Origin of the sequence: Micromonospora noduli, from assembly GCF_003264475.1 — a bacterium.
Classification (GTDB): domain Bacteria; phylum Actinomycetota; class Actinomycetes; order Mycobacteriales; family Micromonosporaceae; genus Micromonospora; species Micromonospora noduli.
Window position 1 is genome coordinate 329,503 of sequence record NZ_PYAC01000033.1, and the last position, 21,019, is coordinate 350,521.

At 70.1% G+C, this 21,019-nt stretch carries 19 protein-coding genes and 2 pseudogenes; 13 read left to right on the plus strand and 8 right to left on the minus strand.

The features are described 5' to 3' along the window. Positions 1-15: 15 nt before the first annotated feature. A complete protein-coding gene (locus MED15_RS26065) occupies positions 16-669 on the plus strand; it encodes a class I SAM-dependent methyltransferase (RefSeq protein ID WP_225854996.1) in 654 nt (217 codons plus the stop codon). A 316-nt stretch (positions 670-985) separates the two neighbouring features. After that, positions 986-1,570, plus strand: a pseudogene (locus MED15_RS34345) (ice-binding family protein); the annotation flags it as partial. A 55-nt stretch (positions 1,571-1,625) separates the two neighbouring features. Here MED15_RS34345 and MED15_RS34350 read toward each other — a convergent pair. Both MED15_RS34350 and MED15_RS34355 read right to left on the minus strand, forming a co-directional pair. Continuing rightward, the gene (locus tag MED15_RS34350) at positions 1,626-1,985 is read right to left on the minus strand and encodes a hypothetical protein (protein WP_244220597.1); all 360 of its coding nucleotides are present in this window, start codon (positions 1,983-1,985) and stop codon (positions 1,626-1,628) included. 39 nt (positions 1,986-2,024) lie between these two features. Then, positions 2,025-2,864 carry a P-loop NTPase family protein gene (locus MED15_RS34355; protein ID WP_244220588.1) on the minus strand — a complete coding sequence of 280 codons (840 nt, stop codon included), beginning with the start codon at positions 2,862-2,864 and terminating at the stop codon, positions 2,025-2,027. A gap of 172 nt (positions 2,865-3,036) precedes the next feature. Between MED15_RS34355 and MED15_RS26080 the strand changes: the two genes are divergently transcribed. Together MED15_RS26080 and prfH are read left to right on the plus strand one after the other, a co-directional pair. Continuing rightward, on the plus strand, positions 3,037-4,224 hold the full coding sequence (locus MED15_RS26080) for an RNA ligase RtcB family protein (RefSeq protein ID WP_112585325.1): 1,188 nt from the start codon (positions 3,037-3,039) through the stop codon (positions 4,222-4,224). Next, a complete protein-coding gene (gene prfH / locus MED15_RS26085; RefSeq protein WP_181518456.1) occupies positions 4,221-4,850 on the plus strand; it encodes a peptide chain release factor H in 630 nt (209 codons plus the stop codon). Before MED15_RS26080 ends, prfH begins: the two co-directional genes overlap by 4 nt. A 4-nt stretch (positions 4,851-4,854) precedes the next feature. On the opposite strand, the gene MED15_RS26090 is transcribed toward prfH, so the two are convergent. Continuing rightward, positions 4,855-5,760: an alpha/beta fold hydrolase gene (locus tag MED15_RS26090; protein ID WP_112601652.1), complete on the minus strand. Its 906-nt coding sequence runs from the start codon at positions 5,758-5,760 to the stop codon at positions 4,855-4,857. Between the two features lie 180 nt (positions 5,761-5,940). Between MED15_RS26090 and MED15_RS26095 the strand changes: the two genes are divergently transcribed. From MED15_RS26095 to MED15_RS26105, 3 genes are all read left to right on the plus strand, one after another. Next, positions 5,941-6,762, plus strand: a complete 822-nt coding sequence (locus MED15_RS26095; RefSeq protein WP_112585320.1) for a PIG-L family deacetylase — start codon at positions 5,941-5,943, stop codon at positions 6,760-6,762. Between the two features lie 344 nt (positions 6,763-7,106). Then, the gene (locus tag MED15_RS26100; protein WP_112737181.1) at positions 7,107-8,300 is read left to right on the plus strand and encodes an endo-1,4-beta-xylanase; all 1,194 of its coding nucleotides are present in this window, start codon (positions 7,107-7,109) and stop codon (positions 8,298-8,300) included. A 189-nt stretch (positions 8,301-8,489) separates the two neighbouring features. Further along, positions 8,490-8,831, plus strand: a complete 342-nt coding sequence (locus MED15_RS26105; RefSeq protein ID WP_112585316.1) for an ArsR/SmtB family transcription factor — start codon at positions 8,490-8,492, stop codon at positions 8,829-8,831. 21 nt (positions 8,832-8,852) lie between these two features. Here MED15_RS26105 and argS read toward each other — a convergent pair. After that, positions 8,853-9,623, minus strand: a pseudogene (gene argS, locus MED15_RS26110) (arginine--tRNA ligase domain-containing protein); the annotation flags it as partial. Positions 9,624-9,679: 56 nt separating this feature from the next. On the opposite strand from argS, the gene MED15_RS26115 reads away from it, so the two are divergent. The 4 genes from MED15_RS26115 to MED15_RS26130 all read left to right on the plus strand — a co-directional run bounded on the left by MED15_RS26115 (position 9,680) and on the right by MED15_RS26130 (position 14,301). Further along, positions 9,680-10,435 (plus strand): hypothetical protein, encoded by a 756-nt coding sequence (locus tag MED15_RS26115; protein WP_225854994.1) that lies wholly within the window; start codon positions 9,680-9,682, stop codon positions 10,433-10,435. 144 nt (positions 10,436-10,579) lie between these two features. Further along, positions 10,580-13,183: a hypothetical protein gene (locus MED15_RS26120; protein WP_146758837.1), complete on the plus strand. Its 2,604-nt coding sequence runs from the start codon at positions 10,580-10,582 to the stop codon at positions 13,181-13,183. Positions 13,184-13,251: 68 nt separating this feature from the next. Next, positions 13,252-13,710 carry a nitroreductase/quinone reductase family protein gene (locus MED15_RS26125; RefSeq protein ID WP_244220589.1) on the plus strand — a complete coding sequence of 153 codons (459 nt, stop codon included), beginning with the start codon at positions 13,252-13,254 and terminating at the stop codon, positions 13,708-13,710. Between the two features lie 156 nt (positions 13,711-13,866). Continuing rightward, complete coding sequence (locus MED15_RS26130) at positions 13,867-14,301, plus strand: DUF6223 family protein (RefSeq protein ID WP_112585308.1); 435 nt, start codon at positions 13,867-13,869, stop codon at positions 14,299-14,301. An 82-nt stretch (positions 14,302-14,383) separates the two neighbouring features. Here MED15_RS26130 and MED15_RS26135 read toward each other — a convergent pair whose 3' ends face one another. The 4 genes from MED15_RS26135 to MED15_RS26150 all read right to left on the minus strand — a co-directional run bounded on the left by MED15_RS26135 (position 14,384) and on the right by MED15_RS26150 (position 18,839). Further along, a complete protein-coding gene (locus tag MED15_RS26135; RefSeq protein WP_112585306.1) occupies positions 14,384-15,046 on the minus strand; it encodes a response regulator in 663 nt (220 codons plus the stop codon). Further along, positions 15,043-16,176, minus strand: a complete 1,134-nt coding sequence (locus MED15_RS26140; protein ID WP_112585304.1) for a sensor histidine kinase — start codon at positions 16,174-16,176, stop codon at positions 15,043-15,045. The genes MED15_RS26135 and MED15_RS26140 overlap by 4 nt, the downstream gene beginning before the upstream one ends. Before the next feature lie 53 nt (positions 16,177-16,229). Further along, positions 16,230-18,098, minus strand: a complete 1,869-nt coding sequence (locus MED15_RS26145; protein WP_112737225.1) for an ABC transporter ATP-binding protein — start codon at positions 18,096-18,098, stop codon at positions 16,230-16,232. 249 nt (positions 18,099-18,347) lie between these two features. Beyond that, positions 18,348-18,839, minus strand: coding sequence for a MarR family winged helix-turn-helix transcriptional regulator (locus tag MED15_RS26150; RefSeq protein WP_112585302.1), 492 nt, complete (start codon positions 18,837-18,839; stop codon positions 18,348-18,350). Positions 18,840-18,947: 108 nt separating this feature from the next. On the opposite strand from MED15_RS26150, the gene MED15_RS26155 reads away from it, so the two are divergent. Beyond that, positions 18,948-19,997, plus strand: coding sequence for an LLM class flavin-dependent oxidoreductase (locus MED15_RS26155; protein WP_112585300.1), 1,050 nt, complete (start codon positions 18,948-18,950; stop codon positions 19,995-19,997). Continuing rightward, positions 19,990-21,018: an LLM class flavin-dependent oxidoreductase gene (locus MED15_RS26160; protein ID WP_091401095.1), complete on the plus strand. Its 1,029-nt coding sequence runs from the start codon at positions 19,990-19,992 to the stop codon at positions 21,016-21,018. The genes MED15_RS26155 and MED15_RS26160 overlap by 8 nt, the downstream gene beginning before the upstream one ends. Position 21,019: the final 1 nt, after the last annotated feature.

The following is a 21,019-nucleotide window of genomic DNA, read 5'->3' on the forward strand; positions in this document are numbered from 1 at the left end:
GATCAGGAGGTCGACGTGGCCACGGTGTCCCACCCGGTGTTCGCTCGGGTCTACGAGCGGCTCAGCGTCGCAATGGACCGCGCCGGCACTGCGGCGTTCCGGCGGGACCTGGTCGCCGGCCTCTCCGGCCGGGTGATTGAGATCGGCGCGGGCAACGGGCGGATGTTCGCCCACTACCCGCCGGGGGTGACCCAGGTTCTCGCTGTCGAACCGGAGCGGCGTCTGCGTGCCGCTGCCGAGCGCGCCGCGTCTGCCGCACCGGTTCCGGTCACTGTCGTCGACGGTCTGGCCGAGGCGCTGCCCGCCGGGGACGGCGAGTTCGACGCGGCGGTGGTCGCGTTGGTGCTGTGCACCGTGCCCGATCAGGCGAGCGCATTGGCCGAGATAAGCCGGGTGCTGCGCCCCGGAGGCCAGGTGCGGTTCTTCGAGCACGTGGCCGCCGAGGAGGCCACCGGTCTGCACCGCGCCCAACGACTCCTCGACGCCACACTGTGGCCGAAGCTGTTCGCCGGCTGCCACACCAACCGCGACACCGTCGCCGCCATCGGCGCGGCCGGCTTCGAGGTGGAGGAACTGCGCAGGTTCCGTTTCCCGGCCACCAGCAACAGCCCCTCCTCCCCCTGTGTCCTCGGCCGCGCGGTCAGGCCGCTCCCAACGGGCCCGCGGTAGGCCGAGGTTCGGCTCGACCGCTTGGCCGCACCCGCCCGCCTGTCGCGGAAGCGGCAACCAAGAACGCGAAGGTCAGTCCAATTCAGATAGATTCACTTCGGTTATTGTCCCAATTTGCCCTCATTTGAATACCTGACGTGATGTGGTGGTCAGCGCGCCTATCGGCGCCATACAGGCCGCATCACGCAGGACGCCGCTCGCTTGGACGTCTCCTGCGAGTAGTACCCACGGAGGGTGTTCTGTGACAGCTAAACCCAAGAATTGGCTACGACGGCGAGTTGTCTTGCCGTCGCTCGCGGCTGGCGCAGCCGCCACAGTGGCAGCCAGCCTGCTGCTCTTCAGCTCGACCGCCGCAAACGCGCAGGAAGCACCGGTCAACCTCGGGACGGCGGCCGACTTCTCCGTCCTGGCCGGAGCGGAGCCCACAAACACCGGCCCCAGCTTCCTGGCCCAGAGCCTCGGGCGGTTCCCCGGAAACACCCAGTCCGGATTCGAAACGGCAACCATCGGCGGCGAGGTACACCTCGGCGACGCGGTCGCACTACAGGCCCAGAGCGATTTGACCATCGCCTTCAACGACGCCGCCGGCCGGACCCCGTTCACCATCCTCCCGGCCGAGCTGGGCGGCAACACGCTCAACGAAGGGGTCTACCGGATCGGAGCCGCCCAACTGACCGGACCGTTGACGCTCAACGGCCAGGGCGACCCGTCGGCCGTGTTCATCTTCCAGGTCGACTCCTCGCTGACGACGGCGTCGAACAGCAGCGTCGTCCTGATCAACGGGGCCTCGGCCTGCAACGTGTTCTGGAAGATCGGCAGCTCGGCGACGATCGGCACCGGCACCACGTTCGTGGGCACCATCATGGCTCAGGCGGCGATCACGATGGCCACGGGCGCGACCCTCCAGGGCCGAGCGCTGGCGCGTACCGCCGCCGTCACCCTCGACACCAACGTCATCACCGCGCCGAACTGCGCCGGGCCGACGGGCCCGCCCGGACCGACCGGCCCACCCGGGCCCACCGGTCCGCCCGGCCCGTCCGGTCCGCCCGGTAGCCCAGGAGCGCCCGGTAGCCCGGGAGCGCCTGGTAGCCCGGGAGCGCCTGGTAGCCCGGGAGCGCCTGGTAGCCCGGGAGCGCCTGGTAGCCCGGGAGCGCCTGGTAGCCCGGGAGCGCCTGGTAGCCCGGGAGCGCCTGGCGCACCCGGGAGCCCCGGAGCCCCCGGAGCACCCGGTAGCCCCGGCGCGCCTGGTCCGTCCGGACCTCCCGGAGCACCCGGTGCACCGGGCAGCCCCGGTGCACCCGGCAGCCCCGGTGCACCCGGTCAACCTGACGGCAGCAAGCAGCCCATCCTGCCGGTCACCGGCGGCGGTGCGGTCCCGGCCATGACCGGCGTCGGAAGTGTGCTGGTCGTGCTGGGCGCGGTCGCATTCTTCCTGGCCCGGCGTCGACGCCTGGAGTCCTGATCGGAGACCCGGCCGGGTGTGATCCCCGGCCGGGCCACGTCACGTCGTCGGCCCGCTCCTCACCGGGAGCGGGTCGACGACGCGTTCGCCACGGACGAGCCCCCAGCTCGCGCATGGCGTCGTCCTCGCGCTCGTGCGAGAGGTAGAAGCAGGATCCGTGGCCGGGTTTCGCCGAGGCGCACCACGTAGGTCCGCACGGCCCTCCCCGGCGGGGCAACCCGGCCATCCAGACGTCCAGCTCCGCCGGGGAGCGCAGTAACACCACTGGCGGCGCGGACGGGTCGGCCTGCCAGGCCCGCATCCGCCGTCGGGCCCGGCCGAACGCGGTGACGTGCCACACGAGGATCGAGTCCGGGGACAGCACACTGCTCAGCGACTCACGGTTGCCGTTGCAGATCACCTCGCCGGTGACCACCCGGCGGACGGTGCGGCGGAGCAACCGCCCGAACGAACGCCACCGTGGATAGTCCAGGCCGACGACCAGGTCGGCGCGGGCCATCGGGACGTCCCGCCAGCCGTGGTACGCCCCGTCGATGATCCAGCGGTCCCGTCGGCAGATCTCCTCGATCCGGCTGCGTTGCTGGTTGACCGGCACCTCGACCCAGCCCGGTTGCCAGAGCAGATCGTCCACCGGATACCAGGGCAGTCCGAGGTGTTCGGCCAAACGCGCCGCGAGGGTGGACTTGCCGGAGCCGTACACCCCGTAGACCAGGATGCGACGCGGTGCGCTCATCGCGGCAGCGTACGTCGTGAAGGAAAATCAGTTGTCGTGCCTGGCGTGCCTCGGCCAGAGTGACGTCCATGACGTACTGACGGACTCCACCCAGTGCTCCGCGCCACCGGTGACGCCTCCCGGGGGCCGTGACGCCGTCCGCTTTCACGTTCGCAGTCAGAGATGAGCCTCCTTGTCCCAGCACCACCTCCCTCGGGAGCCCCTGCCCCCGTCCGCCCCGGCCACCGTCACGGTGTTCGCGTCTCCCGCGAGCTGGATCGAGTCCGACGCGCTCGCACAGTGCCAACAGGTCGCCGCCCTGGACGGCATGCGGCACGTCGCCGCGATGCCGGACCTGCATCCCGGCAAGGGCGCGCCCATCGGCGCGGCCATGGCGTCGACAGTGCTGTACCCGTTTCTGGTGGGCTCCGACATCGGCTGCGGCATCGCCGTGTTTCCGATCAAGCTCAAGCGGGCCGTACCGGAACGGCTCGCCGCCCGGTTCCCCGACCTCGACCAGGCCCTCGACCCGGTGCGCGACGCCGACGACCCCGCCTGGGCCACCGTCGACGGTGACGTTCCGGCCGGTCACCTGGACGGCCTCGGAACGGTGGGCCGCGGTAACCACTTCGTGGAGCTGGCCCGCGTCGACACCGTCTTCGACGTACGACACGCAGGCCGGCTCGGGCTCGACGCGGGCGATCTCGTGCTGATCGTGCACAGCGGTTCCCGTGGTCTGGGCGAGCGGATCCTGCGGGCGCACACCGAGGTCCACGGCGCCGGGGCGGCACCCGACCCCGCCGCCTACCTGGGCATGCACGACGACGCCGTGCGCTGGGGTTCGCTCAACCGCCGGGTGCTGGCCGCCCGGGTGGCGCACGCGTTGGGGGCCGAGCCCACCACGCCGATCGTCGACCAGTGCCACAACCTGGTCGAGGTCCGGGACGGAATCTACCTGCACCGCAAGGGAGCGGCGCCGGGTGACGGGCGCGATGTTCTGATCGCCGGTACCCGGGGAACGGCGTCCTACCTGGTGGCCGCGCACGCCGGACCGGAGGCCAACCATTCGGTGGCACACGGCGCCGGCCGCAAGATGTCGCGCGCCGACGCCCTGCGGCGGGGCCGGGCCAAGCACACGGTCGAAGAGCTACGCCGTACCCCGGTGGGTTCGCTGGTGGTGTGCGGTGACCGGCAGCTGCTCTTCGAGGAGGCGCCCACGGCGTACAAGCGCATCGAGCAGGTGATCGCCGACCTGGTCGAGCACCGGCTGGCCACACCGGTGGTCAGCACGACGCCAGTGGTCACCTACAAGACACCCGACCTCGGGTCCGCCGCACGCTCGGAGCGGCGGGGCCACCGCGGCCGGCGAGGCCGCTCGTGACCACGTTCCTGCTGATGTCGGCCGGGCGTGGGCCGCAGGAGTGCGCCTGGGCGCTGAGTCAACTGCTGCACCGTCTGCGGGGCGAGGGCGTCCGCCGAGGTCTGACGATCCAGCAGGTCGAGGCGATTCCCGGTGACCGCGCCGGCACCTACCGGTCGGTCCTGATCCGGATCTCCGGCGTCGACGCCGAGGCGTTCGCGGCCTCGTGGACCGGGACGCTGTGCTGGCAGGCCCCGAGCCCGTACCGGTCGGGCACGGGCCGGAAGAACTGGTACGTCACCGCCCAGCCGCCCGAACGCGACGCTCCGCCGACGACGTTTCGCGAGGCGGACGTCGACATCGTCGCCTGCCGCACCGGCGGGCCGGGTGGTCAGCACCGGAACAAGGCCAGCACGGCGGTACGCGCAACGCACCGCCCCTCGGGCCTGGTGGTCGTGGTGGACGAGGAGCGGCAGTTCAGCCTCAACCGCCGGATCGCCCTGGACCTGCTGCGCCGACGCATCGAGCAGGGCGACGAGGCGGCGCGGCGTGCCGTCACCACCGCCCGGTGGCGCATCCACGACGAGCTGGTCCGCGGCGATCCGGTGCGGGTGGAACGCCCGACACCCCGGCGACCGGGAGGCTAGCGACTCAGACCTTCAGCACCGCGTCCGCGAATGCCTGCGGCGCCTCCTGCGGCAGGTTGTGCCCGACACCGCCCCCGACGGTCCGGTGCTCGTACGGGCCGGCGAACTGCTTGCCGTAGACGGTGGGCTCCAGGTGGGGCGCACCGTTGGCATCGCCCTCCAGCGAGATACTGGGCACCGTGATCTTCGGCTTCGCGGCCAGGCGCTCCTCAATCTCCTCGTACTGCGGCTCGCCGTCGGCGAGGGCCAGCCGCCAGCGGTAGTTGTGGATGACGATGTCGACGTGGTCGGGGTTGTCGAACGCCGCCGCGCTGCGGTCGAACGTCGCGTCGTCGAACGTCCACCTGGGGGACGCGGTGTGCCAGATCAGCTTGGCGAAGTCGCGCCGGTTCTTGTCGTACCCTTCCCGACCGCGCTCGGTGGCGAAGTAGTACTGGTACCACCACGCGAACTCCGCCTTCGGCGGCAACGGGACCGTGCCCGACTTCTGCCCGTCGATCAGGTAGCCGCTCACCGAGACCAGACCCCGGCAGCGTTCGGGCCACAGCGCGGCGACGACATCGGCGGTCCGTGCGCCCCAGTCGAACCCGGCGAGCTTGGCGGTGTCGATGTTCAGGGCGTCCATCAGGGCGATGAGGTCGAGCCCCATGGCCGCCGGTTCACCGTTTCGCATCGTGTCGTCGGACAGGAACCGGGTCGTACCGTAGCCCCGCAGGTACGGGACGACGACCCGCTGACCGGCGGCGGTGAGCAGCGGTACGACCTCGGCGAAGCTGTGAATGTCGTAGGGCCACCCGTGTAGGAGGATCACCGCGTCTCCGTCGGGCGGCCCGGCGTCCACGTATCCGACGTTCAGGACTCCGGCGTCGACCTGCCGCAGGTCAGTGAACCCGCCAGTGGCCCTTGCCATCGACTTCTCCCCGCGTCCGGACCTGCTCGGATGTGCCCGAATCTAGCGACCTGCCCAGAGTCTGAGCGCCGTTCACACAAGGACCGCTCGACGGATGCCGAACTGGGTAGGATGCCCGCTCCCGCGGACGTTCCCGGTGGAGGTCGTGGGCGAGTAGCCGGGTGACCGTAGGGTGATGGCATGGCTGAGCGACCTCTGACCCTGATGGCGGTGCACGCCCACCCCGACGACGAGGCGACGAGCACCGGCGGCGTCCTTGCCCGCTATGCCGCCGAGGGGGTCACCACAGTGCTGGTTACCTGCACCGACGGGCGATGTGGGGACGGCCCGGGTGGGGTCAAGCCGGGCGAGGAGGGGCACGACCCGGCCGCCGTGGTGGCGATGCGCCAGGCCGAGCTGGAGGCCAGCTGCGCCACGCTGAACGTCACCCACCTGGAGACGCTCGGCTACGCCGACTCCGGGATGATGGGCTGGCCCACCAACGACCTGCCCGGCGCGTTCTGGACGACACCGGTGTCGGAGGCGGCGGCCCGGCTCGCGGAGCTGATTCGGCGGTACCAGCCGGACGTGATCGTCACGTACGACGAGAACGGTTTCTACGGCCACCCGGACCACATCCAGGCCCATCGGATCACCATGGCCGCCGTCGAGCAGACGGACGTCCCGGCGAAGGTCTACTGGACCACGGTGCCGCGGACGGCCTTCGCGGAGTTCGGCCGGATCATGAAGGACCTCGGCGTCGAGTGGGCCGAGCCGGACGCGACGGAGCCGCAGCTCGGTCTGCCCGACGACGAGATCACCACCTGGGTCGACACCAGCAAGTACGGCGCGCAGAAGTTCGGCGCGCTGGCCACCCACGCCAGCCAGACGGAGAACATCTTCTTCCTGCAACTGGGCGAGGAGCGGTTCACCGAGCTGATGGGCGTGGAAACCTTCCTGCGGGTCCGGGACCGGACCGGCGTGCCGACCCCCGAGGACGACCTCTTCGCCGGCCTGCGCTGATAACTCTTCCGTAGCGCCACCAGGCATCGTCGACCACCGGGTCGACGATGCCTGGTGGCGTGCGCCGCGATGGCCCACCGCACGAACATGGCGCCGCACCGGTCGCCGGCCACCGAAAGTTTCGACCGCTGGCCACTCAGCGCTGGGCAGGTCATGTGATGAATTTCCGGAAGTTTTCAGCGTTGACGCCCAGACATAGATCGGCTTAACGTTTCGAGCAAGTTTCCGGTTTCCGGCCGGAACTACCGGCGTCACCCGACCCAGTCGGCTTCCCCGCCCGTCAACACCGAACCCTCACCTCCTAGATCGACAACTATCTATTGATCGTCTGGAAGGGAAGGCCCATGAAGTTAAGACAGTGGTCGACCGTCGGCCTGGTCGCCGTCGCGACCATCGCCACGCTGAACACGGTGCCGGCGACCGCGAGTCGACCGTACGACCCCACGACGCAGAGCCTCGGCACCCTCGGCCTGCGCCACGGCCTGCACGTCGGCACCGCGGTCAGCATGGATGCCCTCAACGACGCCAGCGACCCGCAGTACCGCAAGCTGGTCTCCTCAGAGTTCGCCTCGGTCACCGCCGAGAACGTGATGAAGTGGGAGAGCCTGGAGCCGACCCGCGGCGCCTACAACTGGGGGCCGGCCGACCAGTTCGTCGACTTCGCCAAGCGCAACCGGCAGAGCGTGCGCGGTCACGTGCTGGTCTGGCACAACCAGCTGCCCGCCTGGTTGACCAGCGGCGTCGCCGACGGCTCCATCAGCAAGCAGGAGTTGCGCGAGCTGCTGCGCAACCACATCACCACCGTCGTGAACCGCTACAAGGGCAAGATCTGGCAGTGGGACGTGGTCAACGAAGCGGTCAGCGACCCGTGGGACACCCCGTCGACCCTGCACTACAAGGGCTTCTGGGCGCAGAACCTCGGGCCCGGCTACATCGCCGACGCGTTCCGCTGGGCGCGGGCCGCCGACCCCAAGGCCCTGCTGTTCTACAACGACTACAACATCGAGGCGTTCGGCTCGGGCAACCCGGCGGACGACAAGACCCAGTTCGTGTACGACATGACCAAGAGCCTGCGCGCCCAGGGCGTCCCGATCGACGGTGTCGGCTCCCAGGGCCACCTGGGCACCCAGTACGGCAACTTCGACACCCTCCAGGTGACCGCCGCGCTGAAGAAGTTCAGCGGGCTCGGCGTCGCTACCGCGTTCACCGAGGTCGACGTCCGCAGCCAGCTGACGGAGGGCGTCCAGGCCGGCAACTCGGAGGAGATCAACCCCCGGCTACAGGCGTCGGCCGCGAACTTCAGCGTGCTGATGAAGGCGTGCCTCGCCGTGCGGAGCTGCCTGTCGTACACCGTCTGGGGTTTCAGTGACAAACATTCGTGGGTGCCGGGCTGGTTCGACGACCCGCCGGAGGGCCTGGCCACCATCTACGACGAGAACTACCAGCCCAAGCGGGCGTACCAGGAGTTGAAGTCCGACCTGATCTTCGCAGGGCCGCCGTACGTCCTGCCCCGCATCGCACCCAAACCCCGCCGCTGACGCCCAGGGCCGTGTGGAGCTTCCCGAAGCTCCACACGGCCCGTGTGCCGCCACGGACGTCGACGTTCGACTCACGTTCGGTGGTTCCGATGCGCCATCCGGACGCCATCGGAGGGCTGGTGCCGGATCTGCCGGTTTATTGATGGTGTTGGTGTCACTATGGCAGGCGTGGGAACTGCGAAAACTGCCATGCCTGCGATCTCGCCGCTCACCGGCGATCCCATCAAGCGGGCCGATGCCGAGCGGCTAGCGGGGGTGCTGAAGGCCTTCGCCGATCCGGCGCGACTCCGGTTGCTCAGCCTGATCCAGTCCGCGCCGGAAGGTGAGGCGTCAGTGAGTGACCTCACCGCGGCGCTCAACCTCTCCCAGCCGACGGTGAGTCATCACCTTCGGATCCTCACCGAGGCCGGCCTACTCGAACGCGACAAGCGCGGGGTCTGGGCGTACTACCGCCTGGTGCCCGCCGCGATCGCGCAGATCGCCGACCTGTTGACGCCGCCCCGGAAGCGGGCGACGAAGAGGGCCCGCTGACCGGGCCGGAGGGCCGGCCCGTCACATCCGCTCCAGCGTGCGGATGCCGAGCAGGTGCAGCCCCTGCCGCAGGGTCCGGGCGGTCAACTCGGCCAGCAGCAGGCGGCTCTCCCGCAGCTCATCCGTGGCACGCAACACCGGGCAGCGCTCGTAGAACGCGTTGAACGCGGTCGCGAGTCGGTGCAGGTAACCGGCGAGCTGATGAACTCGAGACTCCCCTCCAACTCGCCGACCACCCCGGCGAAGCCGAGCAGCTCGACCGCGAGCGCCCGCTCCGCCGGCTGCGCCACCACGATGGGCGCGTCCGGCCGCACGGCGGTTCCGGCCCGCCGCAGCACGGACCGGATCCGGGCGTACGCGTACTGGAGGCAGGGCGCGGTGTTGCCAGCCAGCGCCAACATCCGCTCCCAGTCCAGGACGTAGTCCTTGGTCCGGTCGACGGACAGGTCGGCGTACCTGATGGCACCGATGCCCACCGTGCGGCCGATCTCGTCGGCGGTCCCGACGTCCAGATCCGGGTTCCTGCTCCGGGCCAGGTCGGTGGCACGGGCGACCGCCTCCTCCAACAGCCCGACCAGCTTCACCGGCCCGGCTGCGCAGCATCCGCCCGTCGGTGCCGAGGATGGACCCGAAGCCGAGGTGCTCGACCCGGGCCGGCGGGCAGAGCCAGCCGGCCGCCTCAGCGACGGCGAACACCATCGCGAAGTGCTGCCGCTGCGGTAGGGCGACGACGTACAGCAGCCGGGTAGCGCGCAGCTCGCCGACGCGCTGCCGCAGCGCGGCCAGGTCGGTGGTCGTTTCGGTCGACACCGGGCAGGGAACTGCCTCGGGACAGACGAGGGGTGATGATGAGCCGATACACACCACTGCCGATGGCCCGTACGCGACGCGCGCTCGCGCTGCTCGGCACCGTCGCACTGGCTGCTGCCTGCACCACCACCGAGGATCCGCCCGGCTCGGCCCCGGCGACCACCGCACCGGCCACCGCGTCGGCGTCAGCACCCCCGACAGACCCACCATCGCCGAGCGCGAGCACCCCGGTGACCATCCCGACCTCCGCCTTCGTCGAGTTGCCCGCCGAGCTGCGGAAGTCTCCGCGACGGACGACGCCCGTCGAGGAGGCCCTGCCGAAGCTGTGCGGCAACGAGTTCGGTACCGGCGGCCGGCAGGTAACCGCGAGCGCCGCGATGACCGTCACCTACCAGAAGGCCGGCGAGCCCTCCAGCAACGTGCCGCAGGGGATGATCCACCAGACCATCTTCACCTTCGGCGGCGACGGCGCCTCGGGTTACCTGAGCCGTCTCCGCACGGCCGTGCAGGCGTGCCCCTCGTACGACCAGTCCGGAAACCGCGTCACCGTCAAGAGTCAGGCACTGCCCGGGGTCGGCGACGAGGCGTTGCTGCTGACCCGGACCTGGCCCGAGACGAGCCTGAACGGCGAACGCACCGGCGAGACCGCGTCCAGCCAGATCGCGGTGGCCCGTGTCGACAGCGCGGTGACGGTCTTCGACGACCAGGGGTGGGAGGGCACCAGCGGCAACCCCGCCATCCTGGACCGGGTCGTCCGCGACGGCGTACGCGTCATCGACACCTGGCAGCGGTAACCCCGAGGTCGCCGCCACAACGGCTTCCACCGACCGGTCCTGTTCTCCGTCGGATCATGGACACCTGGACCCGGGCCGCGCTCGCGCCCGGAGACTAGGGGATCTCGGTCCACAGTGAAGTTGACGACCTGGATGTGGCGGCTGATGAAGGTTTCTCCCCCGGGCAGCGGCGAGCACCGCGACGGCCCACCGCATGCCGGCGAGCTGTTCACCGACCGGGAGACCGAGTCCCAGGCGTTCAAGTCGACAGTTACCCGTTTTCGCCAGCTGCTCGACAGTGACGACGAGGTCGGGGTCGCCCGCCACAACGTGCTGACCTTCTACGGCCTGGGTGGCATCGGCAAGACCGCTCTCTCCGAACGGTTGGAGGCCTGGGTCCGTCACGACCTTCCGCTCGTCAACGGCTGGGGGCCGCCTCCGGCCACCAACGTTGACACGACGGCCCGCATCGACCTGCACGGCTCTGCCGGTCGCATGGACCTTCCGGCCGCACTGCTCGCGTTGCGGGCCGGTGCGGCCGGCATCCGTCGCCGTTGGCCGGTCTTCGACCTGGCGTTCACGGCCTACTGGTCGGCCCTACGTCCCGGTGAGCCGCTGCCACGCTTCCGGGGGCGGGACGAGCTGGAGAACTCGGTGGCGGAGACGGTGGGCGAGGTGCTCAAGGACCTCGGCTCGCTGGCGGACCTTGCCGGTGGCACGGCCGCCTCGCTCGGGGTGCGTGGTGTCCGGAAGGTGGTCGGCGAACTCCGGCGCCGACGTGATCTGCGGCTCGCCGTCGACGGGTTCGCGGGCTTCGAGGATTTCCTGCTCCGTTGCGCCGACGAGCCGAGCCCCACCGAGCCTCGACCGGCCCTGGCCTGCGAGCTCGCCGCGGCTCTGTCGTGGGAGCTGGCCCAGATCGTTCCGTCGCCAATGGTGGCGGTGTTCGTCGACACGACCGAGCGGCTCGCCCTGGACCCGCGACGGGTCTCGGAGGGACACCTCAACCGGCTGATCCACTGCATGCCGAACGTGTTGTTCGTACTGACCGGGCGCGATCTGCTGGACTGGTACGACGACAGCCGCGTCGACCTTCCGCACCGCGGGTGGTGGACCTGGCCAGGGCTCGTGCCGGGTGCCCCGGACAATCCCCGGCAGCATCTCGTGGGCAACCTCTCCCCGTCGGACACCCGGGCGCTGATCCTGCGCGGACGGACCCAACTCGACCTGCCGATGAGCGACGAGGTTGTCGAGGACCTGGTCCGATCGTCGGCGGGGCTGCCGCAGTATCTGGAACTGGCCCGGCAGGTCGCCATCTCGATCAAGGATGCCGGGGTCGGACGCCAGGTGAAGACCCAGGACGTCACGGGTTCCCTCGGTTCGCTGGTGATGCGCATCCTCGACGACGTTCCGGCCGACGAGCAACGGGCCATCCGGGCCGCGTGCCTGTTCCGGGTCTTCGACACGCATCTGATGGCGGCCGCGGCGGACGTCGACCACGGGTGCGCCGAGCGGGCCGTTCGGCGTCCGATGATCGACCACCACCACGGCGACCGCTTCCCGTACCGGATACACGACGCCGTCCGGGAGGCGATCCGCCGGTCCGACCACCAGATCTCCGGCGGCTGGGCCGAGCGCGACTGGGAGCTGGCTGCCGTCCGGGCCGCCGCGGCAGTCCGACGTCTGCATGACGATGCCAAGGATCGTGAGGACAATCGCGAGGTCCTGGACCTGATCGGTGTCGCCGTCGTGCTGGTGTGCGAGCAGAGCACGACGCTGGAGCCAGCTCCGAGCGAGAACTACGCGGACTGGTTGTCACGTGCGATCGTGTTCAGTCCTTCGGTGCAGGGCCTGCGGTCCCGGGTGCCGGCGGCGAGCCGCACCGAGTACGGTCGCCTGGTCCTGAACTTCATCGCGGCCAAGTCCATCGAGACGCCCGTGGACGAGCGGCTCGGTCTGCTCCGCGAGATCTTCGACTCTGATCACCCGCTCTGGACCGCCGCGGGCCGGCATCTGGGCTACACCCTGCGGCTGCGCCAGCGTTGGGACGAGGCGCTCGCCGTCTTCGACGAGCTGGTCGCACGTAAGCCCGCGCCACTGCACCTGGGGCAGCGTCCACAGGTCCTGAGCCTGGCGCGGCGTTTCACAGACGCCGACCAGGCCGCGCAGGGGCTCCCGGTGCAGAGCTTCATCACGAGGCTGGCGGAGTACGCCCATGGTCGGCCGGAGCGCTACTTCGCCGAGGTCCCCGACAAGATGGCAAAGCTTCGCGGCGCCGGCCGCCAGCGGGAGTATCTGGAAGAGGTCGGCACACTGCTGATGCGGCGGGCGTTCTTCCGCGGCGATGTGAGCGTCGACGAGTTGCGCGACTTCGCCGAGCAGGCCGACCTGTCCGGCCACCTGGTAGCGACCCGCTCGGCGCTGCTGACCACGGTCCTGCTGGGGCGCTCGGCCCCGACGGACATCGTGCTGGCCATCGACCGGCTACGAACCCTGGACGAGGCGTCGATGGGCGATATCGGGTACCGCTACGGACTTGCCGAATCCTGCACGGCACTGATCGTCGGCGACCGCGACCGCCTGGAGCGACTACGAGACGAGCTCAGCCGGCTGCCGTCGCGAACCCGTTCGATGATCCCGGTCGAGTGCTTCCTGGAGTCGGTTGGCTTACCACTGCCCGCCCAGCCAACCCAGTGGCTCGAGCCCGCCGAGGTTGTCACCCGCCGCTGGGCCGATCACTTCGCGGCGTACGCCGCACGTCACAGGTGATGCATACCCATCATCACTCGTCGCTACGGGAGGTTCGCCATGTCGGACGGTCAGGGAGCGAAGGCACCGTGGCTTCCGCCGCGTGGTTCATCCGGCTGGCCTGGTCGGTGCATCGGGGCCTGTACCGGGTCACCGGCAGCCGGGTCGGGCTGTGGCGACCCCGCGAGCACCGGTGGGGCACGCTGCTGCTGACCACGACCGGTCGCCGCACCGGTGAGCAGCGCAGCGTCATCATCGCGTACTTCGAGGATGGTCCAAACCTGGTTGGCGTGGCGATGAACGGCTGGGGTGAGGGCGCCCCCGCCTGGTGGCTCAACCTCCAGGCGCACCCGGACGCGTCGGTCGATCTGGCCGACGGGCGGCGGCTGGTCCGCGGCCGGGCCGCCACCGACGACGAGCGGTCGCGGCTGTGGCCCCGCTGGCGCGAGGCCGACAAGAACTTCGACGCCCACGCCGCGCGGCGATCGTCGGAGACCACAGTGGTGGTGCTGGAGCCCAGACCGGGTGGCGGCTCCCCGACGCCATGAGGCGCTGCCAGGTCGGAAGACAACTGCGGCGGTACGACGTCCCGCGCGCGTACATCCCGGGTGGTAGGCCCATCGGCAACTCCGGCATGACGACTCACCAGCGGTTTGCTTCCTAGGCTGCCACTCGTACCCGTCACGCGACCGAGGGGATCCACAATGTCTGTCCGTCACCTGCTCGCCGCCGCCGTAGCCGCCCCGCTCGCAGGGATCGAGCTAGCCGCACCGGCAGCCGCGCACGTCTCGGCCCAGCCGACCGCTGCCACTGCTCTCTCCATGAGTTCAGGGCGTTTCGGTGCCAGTGCGGCCGTCCTGCTGGGGCTGTTCGGCACCATCATCGGAGGACTGGCCCTGGCGCGCCCCGCCAGTCGGCTCGGTACCGGCTCGGGAAGCCTCGGAGCCGTCCTGGCCCTGGCGGCGGGGCTGATCGGCATGGCGCTGGGTGGGCTGGTGGTGGCCACCTCCGACAGTGGCATCGGCACGGGCAACGGGCGAGGCGGGGCCTACGTGGCGCTGATTGTCGGACTGGCCGGCGTGGTGCTCGGCGGGCTGGCCCTGCTTCGCGCGCGCCGCACCGGCCGCCTGGCGGGCTGACAGTGACCGGTTCCGGCGTGAAATCGCCTGGCCGATCTCGTACCGCCCATGATCGTTTCGGCCGACCAGCCGATGGTGGTGCTCAGGAGCGAGCGAGCCAACCAGGCACGGTCAGACCGGACTCGTAGGCGAGGATCACCAACTGGGCTCGGTCCCGGGCATGGGCCTTGGTCATGATCCGGCTGACATGTGTCTTGGCGGTCGCCGGGCTCAGCACCAACCGCGCCGCGATCTCGTCGTTGGAGAGGCCGGCGGCGACCAGCGTCAGCACTTCACGCTCCCGCTCAGTGAGCACGCTCAGTCGCGGCCCGGGGTCGGGATGCTTGGCCCGGGCCGCGAACTCGGCGATCAACCGCCGGGTGATCGACGGCGCGATCAGCGCGTCACCCCGGGCCACCACCCGCACTCCGTGGATCAACTCCGCTGGCTCGGTGTCCTTGACCAGGAAGCCGCTGGCACCGGCCCGCAGCGCGCCGTAGACGTAATCGTCCAGGTCGAACGTGGTCAGAATGATGACGCGAGCATCGGAGTTCGCGACGATCTCACCAGTGGCGGCCAGGCCGTCGAGCCCGGGCATCCGGATGTCCATGAGGACGACATCGGGTCGCAGTTGCCGGGCCAGTCGCACCGCCTCGAATCCATCGGCAGCCTCGCCGACCACCTCGAGACCGTCCTCACCGTCGAGAATGGACCGGAAGCCGGCGCGTACGAGGGTCTGGTCGTCGACGAGAAGCAGCCGGATCACATCTGCTCCCCCACCGGCGCCGGGTCGGGTCGCATCGGCAGACGGGCGCTGACCCGGAAGCCCCCGTCCGGCTGCGCGCCAGTGGTCAACGAACCGCCGAGTGCCCGTGCCCGCTCCCGCATTCCGAGGATTCCGCTGCCCGGCGAATCCGGCTGGCCGGTGCCGTCGTCCTCGACCTCCACGAGCACGTCGTCGTGATCGGGCCGGACCCGGACCACAGCGGTGGTGGCACGCGCGTGACGCGCCACGTTGGTGAGCGCCTCCTGGACGATCCGATACACCGCCAGATCGACCTCCGGCGGTAGCGACCGTGTCTCGGCCAGCTCGGTGCGGATCTTCAACTCCGGCCCGGCGGCCGTCCTGATCAGATCACCGAGGCGGTTCAGACCGGGTGCGGGCACGACCGTCGGGGCCTGCCGCAGTGCGCCCAGGGTCGCGCGCAACTCACTCAACGTCTCCTTGCTGGTCTGTTTGATCGCGGTGAGGGCCTGCTCGGACCGGACCGGGTCGGGTCGGTGCAACGCGGCGCTGGCCTGCACGTTGATCAACGACAGGTGGTGGCCGAGCACGTCGTGCAACTCCCGGGCAATGCGCAGCCGCTCCTCGGTGGCCCGTCGCCGGGCCTCCTCCTCCATCCGCTGCTCGGCGACGACCGCTCGGGCCTGCGCCTCGGCGAGGTAGGCGCGGCGGTTGCGGGTCACGCCGACGATCACCGCGACGAGCCAACCGGCGTGCAGCAGCGTCGCCCCGTTCATGGTGTTCGGGGACCGGTTGTAGCTGTCCGCCACGGCGAAGGCGATCACCGAGGCGAGGCCGAGCCCGATGGCGACCGCGAGATATCCCTCGTCGACGACGGTGTAGAGCGCCACGACGAACACCAACATGATCGGGCCGGGCCGGTGCAGCAACGCTCCGTACGCGCCGATGGCAACCAGCGCCACGACGCCCACCGGCACCGGGTGGCGGCGGCGGACGTACAGCGCGCCGGTGGAGAGCAGCACCGTCAGCAGCGCCGCCCATTCGGCGGCGGTGTCGATGCCACGCGACTGCACCACCAGGCCCGTGACGGCGACCAGACCCACGGCGGGCACCAGGGCCACGTCCGCCGTCCGGCCCCGCCACCCTGCCATGGGCCGAAGCCTAGCCTCCCGCGATCCAGCGGCAGAAGGTCCGACTGGACGGTTCAGGTGTGCCGGTGGCCCTCGGCCAGGTTCGCGTCGTAGCCGGCGGCCTGGAGGGCGAACAGTTCGGCGTACCGGCCGCCGGTGGCGACGAGGTCGGCGTGTGTGCCGGCCTCGACGAGCCGGCCGTGGTGCAGGACGAAGATCCGGTCGGCGTGCCGGACGTTGGCGAGCCGGTGCGTGATGAGGATCGTGGTGGCACGACCTTTCCGGTCCCGGATGGTCTGGAACAGGGCGTCCTCGGCGCGGGGGTCGAGCGCGGAGGACGGCTCATCCATGATCAGCAGTTCGGCGTCGCGCAGGAACCCGCGAGCCGCCGTGATGCGCTGCCACTGCCCACCGGAGAGGTCCTGGCCTCGCGCGAAGGTCCGGTCGAGCAGCGTCTCGTACCCGTGCGGAAGTTCGTTGATCATGTCGTGGGCGACGGCGCGGCCGGCGGCGGCCTCGATGCGATCCTGCCGGGCCTCGCTGTCGACGTCGCCGATGGCGATGTTCGTGGCCGCGGTGAACGGCCACTTGTGGTATTCCTGCGTCACCACCGCGATCCGGGCGCGCAGCCCGTCGACGTTCCAGTCCGACAACGGGCGGCCGTTCCACTCGATACTGCCCTCGCTGGGGGCGCGAAGACCGGCGATCATCGCGGCGAGGGTCGTCTTGCCCGAGCCGTTCTCCCCGACGAACGCGACAGTCTGCCCGGCGGTGATCGTCAACGTCACGCCGTCGACGGCGGAGTCGTCCCGATCGGGGTAGCGCAGGCTCACCTCGTTGACGGTCAACTCCCGCAACCGCTCAGGATCGGCCGCGGCAATGGGCCCGGTGCTGGTCGGTAGGTAGGCGTCGGCGCGGGTCATGAACCCGGTGTAGTCGCCGAAGTGCTGCCCCTCGGTGTAGACGTGGTCGACCTGAAAGGTGGCGATGGCCAGGGACCGCTGCGCGGACTGCACCGCGATGACGCAGGTCGCCGCGGCGGCGAGCGGGATCTGCCCGTCGAGGAGCAGCAAGCCGAGCAGGGCGTAGACGGTGCCGGTCGCGAGACCGCCGACGACGGCTCCGACAGTGGTGGTCGTGGTGACCCGCCGGGCGAGGGCGAGCTGGATGTCGGTCTCCACCTGCATCACCCGGTCGTACTGGTCGAGCAGGAACCGGCGCAGCCCGTAGGTGCGCAACTCCGGGGCCGAGGCACGTTCGGCCATCAACTTGTGCAGCAGCCACAGTCGACGTCGACGCACCGATCCGGCGGTGTACGTCTGGTAGCGCAGATGCCCGGCCCGCAGCGACGCCCACGCGTTGGGCACCGTCGCGACCAGCAGCGCCAGCAGCAGCAGCGGATGGATGACGATGACGGCGGCCGCCACGGCGAGCAGCCCGGCCAGCCCGGCGAGCAGGTTCATCGACGCCTGCACCAGCCCGATAGTCGACTCGGTGCCTCGCGAGGCGCGTTCCATGTCATCGGCGAACGCGTCGGCGTCGAACGCCTCCAACCGGACCGCTGTGGACACCTCGAACAGGCCCCGCTCCACCTCACGACTCACCCGAGGCGTCAACCCGTTCTGCGCGTACCCGGTGGCGATGCCCATCCCGGCGCGGAGCGCGACCGTTGCCGCCAGCACTGCCAGCGCGGGCAGCGCCGCCCGCACCTTGTCCGCGGTCGGTCCGCCGGCGAACAGTTCCACCAACACCCGCTGCGTGGCCAACAGGCCGAAGGCGGCCATCACCCCCGCGCCGACCGTGGCCGCGGTCACCACACCGGTACGGAGCCGATCCGCGCGCCAGCTGATGCCGACGGCTGTCCAGACGAGCCTGGGCAGCTCCGCGAAGACGGCCAGGACGCCGGCCTCCGCGCGCGCCCGGAACCCCGTCTCCCACCACATCTCCCGCAGCTCCGGCAGCACCGACTCCGTGCGCCCAGGGTGAGGCTTGCCGGGATTGAAGCGGTGGGCCTCTGCGGTGGCGGTCTCGCTCATGGACGTACCTCCGGACGGCGCAGCCGTCGCCATTCCCTGCCGGGCTGGCGGGGTGGCGGCTTTCTGGAGGATTGGAACACCCGAACATAGCTCTCGGCAATCACCCGAGCACTCGCCGTTATGGATGCGATATTGCCGGGACGGCGTCCCGGTGCGTCACTGCGTGCGCAGATCGTCGAGGCGCGCTTTCAGCGCCGTGGCGATCTCGCCCGCCGCGACGATCTGCTCCGGCGTGAGGGCGTCGACGAAGAGCTCCCGGATGGCGCGCAGGTGGGGAAAGGTGGCTCCCCTGAACGCCTCGGCGCCAGCCGTCGTGAGCAGCACCTCCGCCCCGCGGGGAACCGTGGCGCACTCCTGGCGGCGGATCAGGCCGCGCCGCTCCATCCGCCCGAGGTGGTGGGAGAGCCGGCTCCGCTCCCACCCGATGTGCGAGGCGAGTGCGGACGAGCGCATCGCCTGGCCCTCCGCCTCGCTGAGGGCGAGGAGCACTGAGTAGTCCCCGGTCGAGAGAGAGGAGTCGCCCTGGAGTCGGGACTCGAGCCGGGAGCCGAGCGCTGCCGTCGTCTCGATGAAGTCCCGCCAGATTCGCAGCTCGTCGGCGGTCGGGAGCTGGCGTCCGCCCCGCCGGCCGGGTGTGGCCTCCGTCATCTCACTCTCCCGGAATTGACGTGTCAATCGCCAAGTTAGCATCATTGACACGTCAACCGGTAGGTCCGCTCCCGCGGGTCGCCGGCGGATTGCACCGAGGAGGAGACGATGGCAGCTGCAGACTTCGAGCTGGGGCTCAACTCGTTCGGGGAGGTGGCCACCGACGGCGACCGGGTTCTGAGCGACGCCGAGACCGTACGGCTACTCGTGGACGAGGCACGGCTTGCCGAGTCGACCGGACTCGACGTGTTCAGCGTCGGTGAGCACTACCGCGAGGGCCACAACGACTCGGCCACACCCGTGCTGCTGGCCGCGGCCGCGACGGCAACCGAGCGAATTCGCCTCGGCACCTCGGTCACCGTGCTCAGCACCAACGACCCGGTACGGCTCTACCACGAGTTCTCCACCCTCGACGCCGTCTCCAACGGCCGTGCCCAGATTGTCCTCGGCCGCGCCTCCGCTACCGAGTCGTTTCCGCTGTTCGGTTACGACCTGGCCGACTACGAGCGGTTGTTCGAGGAAAAGCTCGACCTCTTCCTGCGGCTTCAGCAGGACGAACCGGTCACCTGGTCCGGCACGGTACGAACCGCACTGACAGCGCAGCGGCTGCACCCACGGATGCAGCCGGGCGGCATCCCGACCTGGATCGGTGTCGGAGGAAGCCCAAATTCGGTCATCCGCGCCGCCCGGCACGGACTTCCGCTCATGCTCGCGATCATCGGCGGGCGCCCCCAGCGCTTCGCCGGCCACGTCGACCTCTACACCAGGGCGCTCGAACAATTCGGGCATACCCTGCAGCCAATCGGGCAGCACTCACTCGGCCTTGTCGCAGACACCGACGAGGAGGCGGTGGAGACGTGGTGGCGATACTGGCAGCCGGTCGTGGCGGCCCTGGCCGCCGAACGCGGCTTCTACAAGCCGGACCGTGCGCGCTACGAGGCCGAGATCGACCACGGGGCGCTCTTCGTCGGTTCGCCCGAGACGGTGGCGCAGAAGATCGCCACTGTCGCTCGCGACCTGCGACTGAGCCGCTTCGACCTGAAGTACGACATCATGCACCTGCCCCGCGAGGCACGCGCGCGCACCATCCAACTGCTGGGCAGTGAGGTCGCGCCGCGGGTCCGGGAGCTGCTGGCTAAGGAGCCCAACCATGTCTGATCTGCTGTTCGGCCTGGACACCTTCGGCGACGTACCGCAGGACGACGCCGGCAAGCTCGTCTCCCACGCGGCGGCGATCCGGCAGGTCGTCGACGAGGCCGTGCTCGCCGACCAACTCGGGGTCGACGTCATCGCCCTGGGCGAGCACCACCGGCCGGAGTACTCGGTCTCCACGCCGGAGACGGTGCTGGCCGGAATCGCCACCCGCACCTCGCGGATCCGGTTGGCCTCCGGCGTGACCGTGCTGAGTTCGGACGACCCGGTACGGGTGTTCCAGCGCTTCGCCACAGTGGACGCGCTGTCGAACGGCCGCGCCGAGGTCATCCTCGGTCGTGGCTCGTTCACGGAGTCGTTCCCGCTCTTCGGCTACGACCTGCGCGACTACGACACGCTGTTCGAGGAGAAGATCGAACTGTTCGTCAAGTTGCTGGACGAGAAGCCGGTCACCTGGAGCGGCACCCTGCGCGCTCCGCTGGAGAACGCCGACGTGTTCCCGAAAACCGAATCGGGTCACCTGGACACCTGGGTCGGTGTGGGCGGCTCGCCGCAGTCGGTCGTCCGCACCGCCCAGTACGGGCTGCCACTCATGCTCGCCATCATCGGCGGCGCCCCCGAGCGCTTCGCGCCCTACATCGACCTGTACCGCCGGGCGGCCGATCAGCTCGGTACGACCGCGCACCCGGTCGGCATGCACTCGCCGGGCTTCATCGCCGACACCGACGAGCAGGCCAAGGAGATCTACTGGCCGCACTACCGGATCATGCGAGACCGGATCGGCAAACTGCGGGGTTGGCCCCCGATCCGCCGTCAGGAGTTCGACTCCGAGGTGGAGAACGGCTCCCTCTACATCGGTTCACCCGAAACGGTGGCCCGCCGGATGGCCCGTGCGATCCGCAGCCTAGGCGTCGGCCGGTTCGACCTCATCTACTCGGCCGGAGCGCAACCGGCCAGCGCCCGGATGCGCGCCGTGGAACTCTACGGCTCGAAGGTGATCCCCATGGTCCGCGAACTGCTGGCCTGAT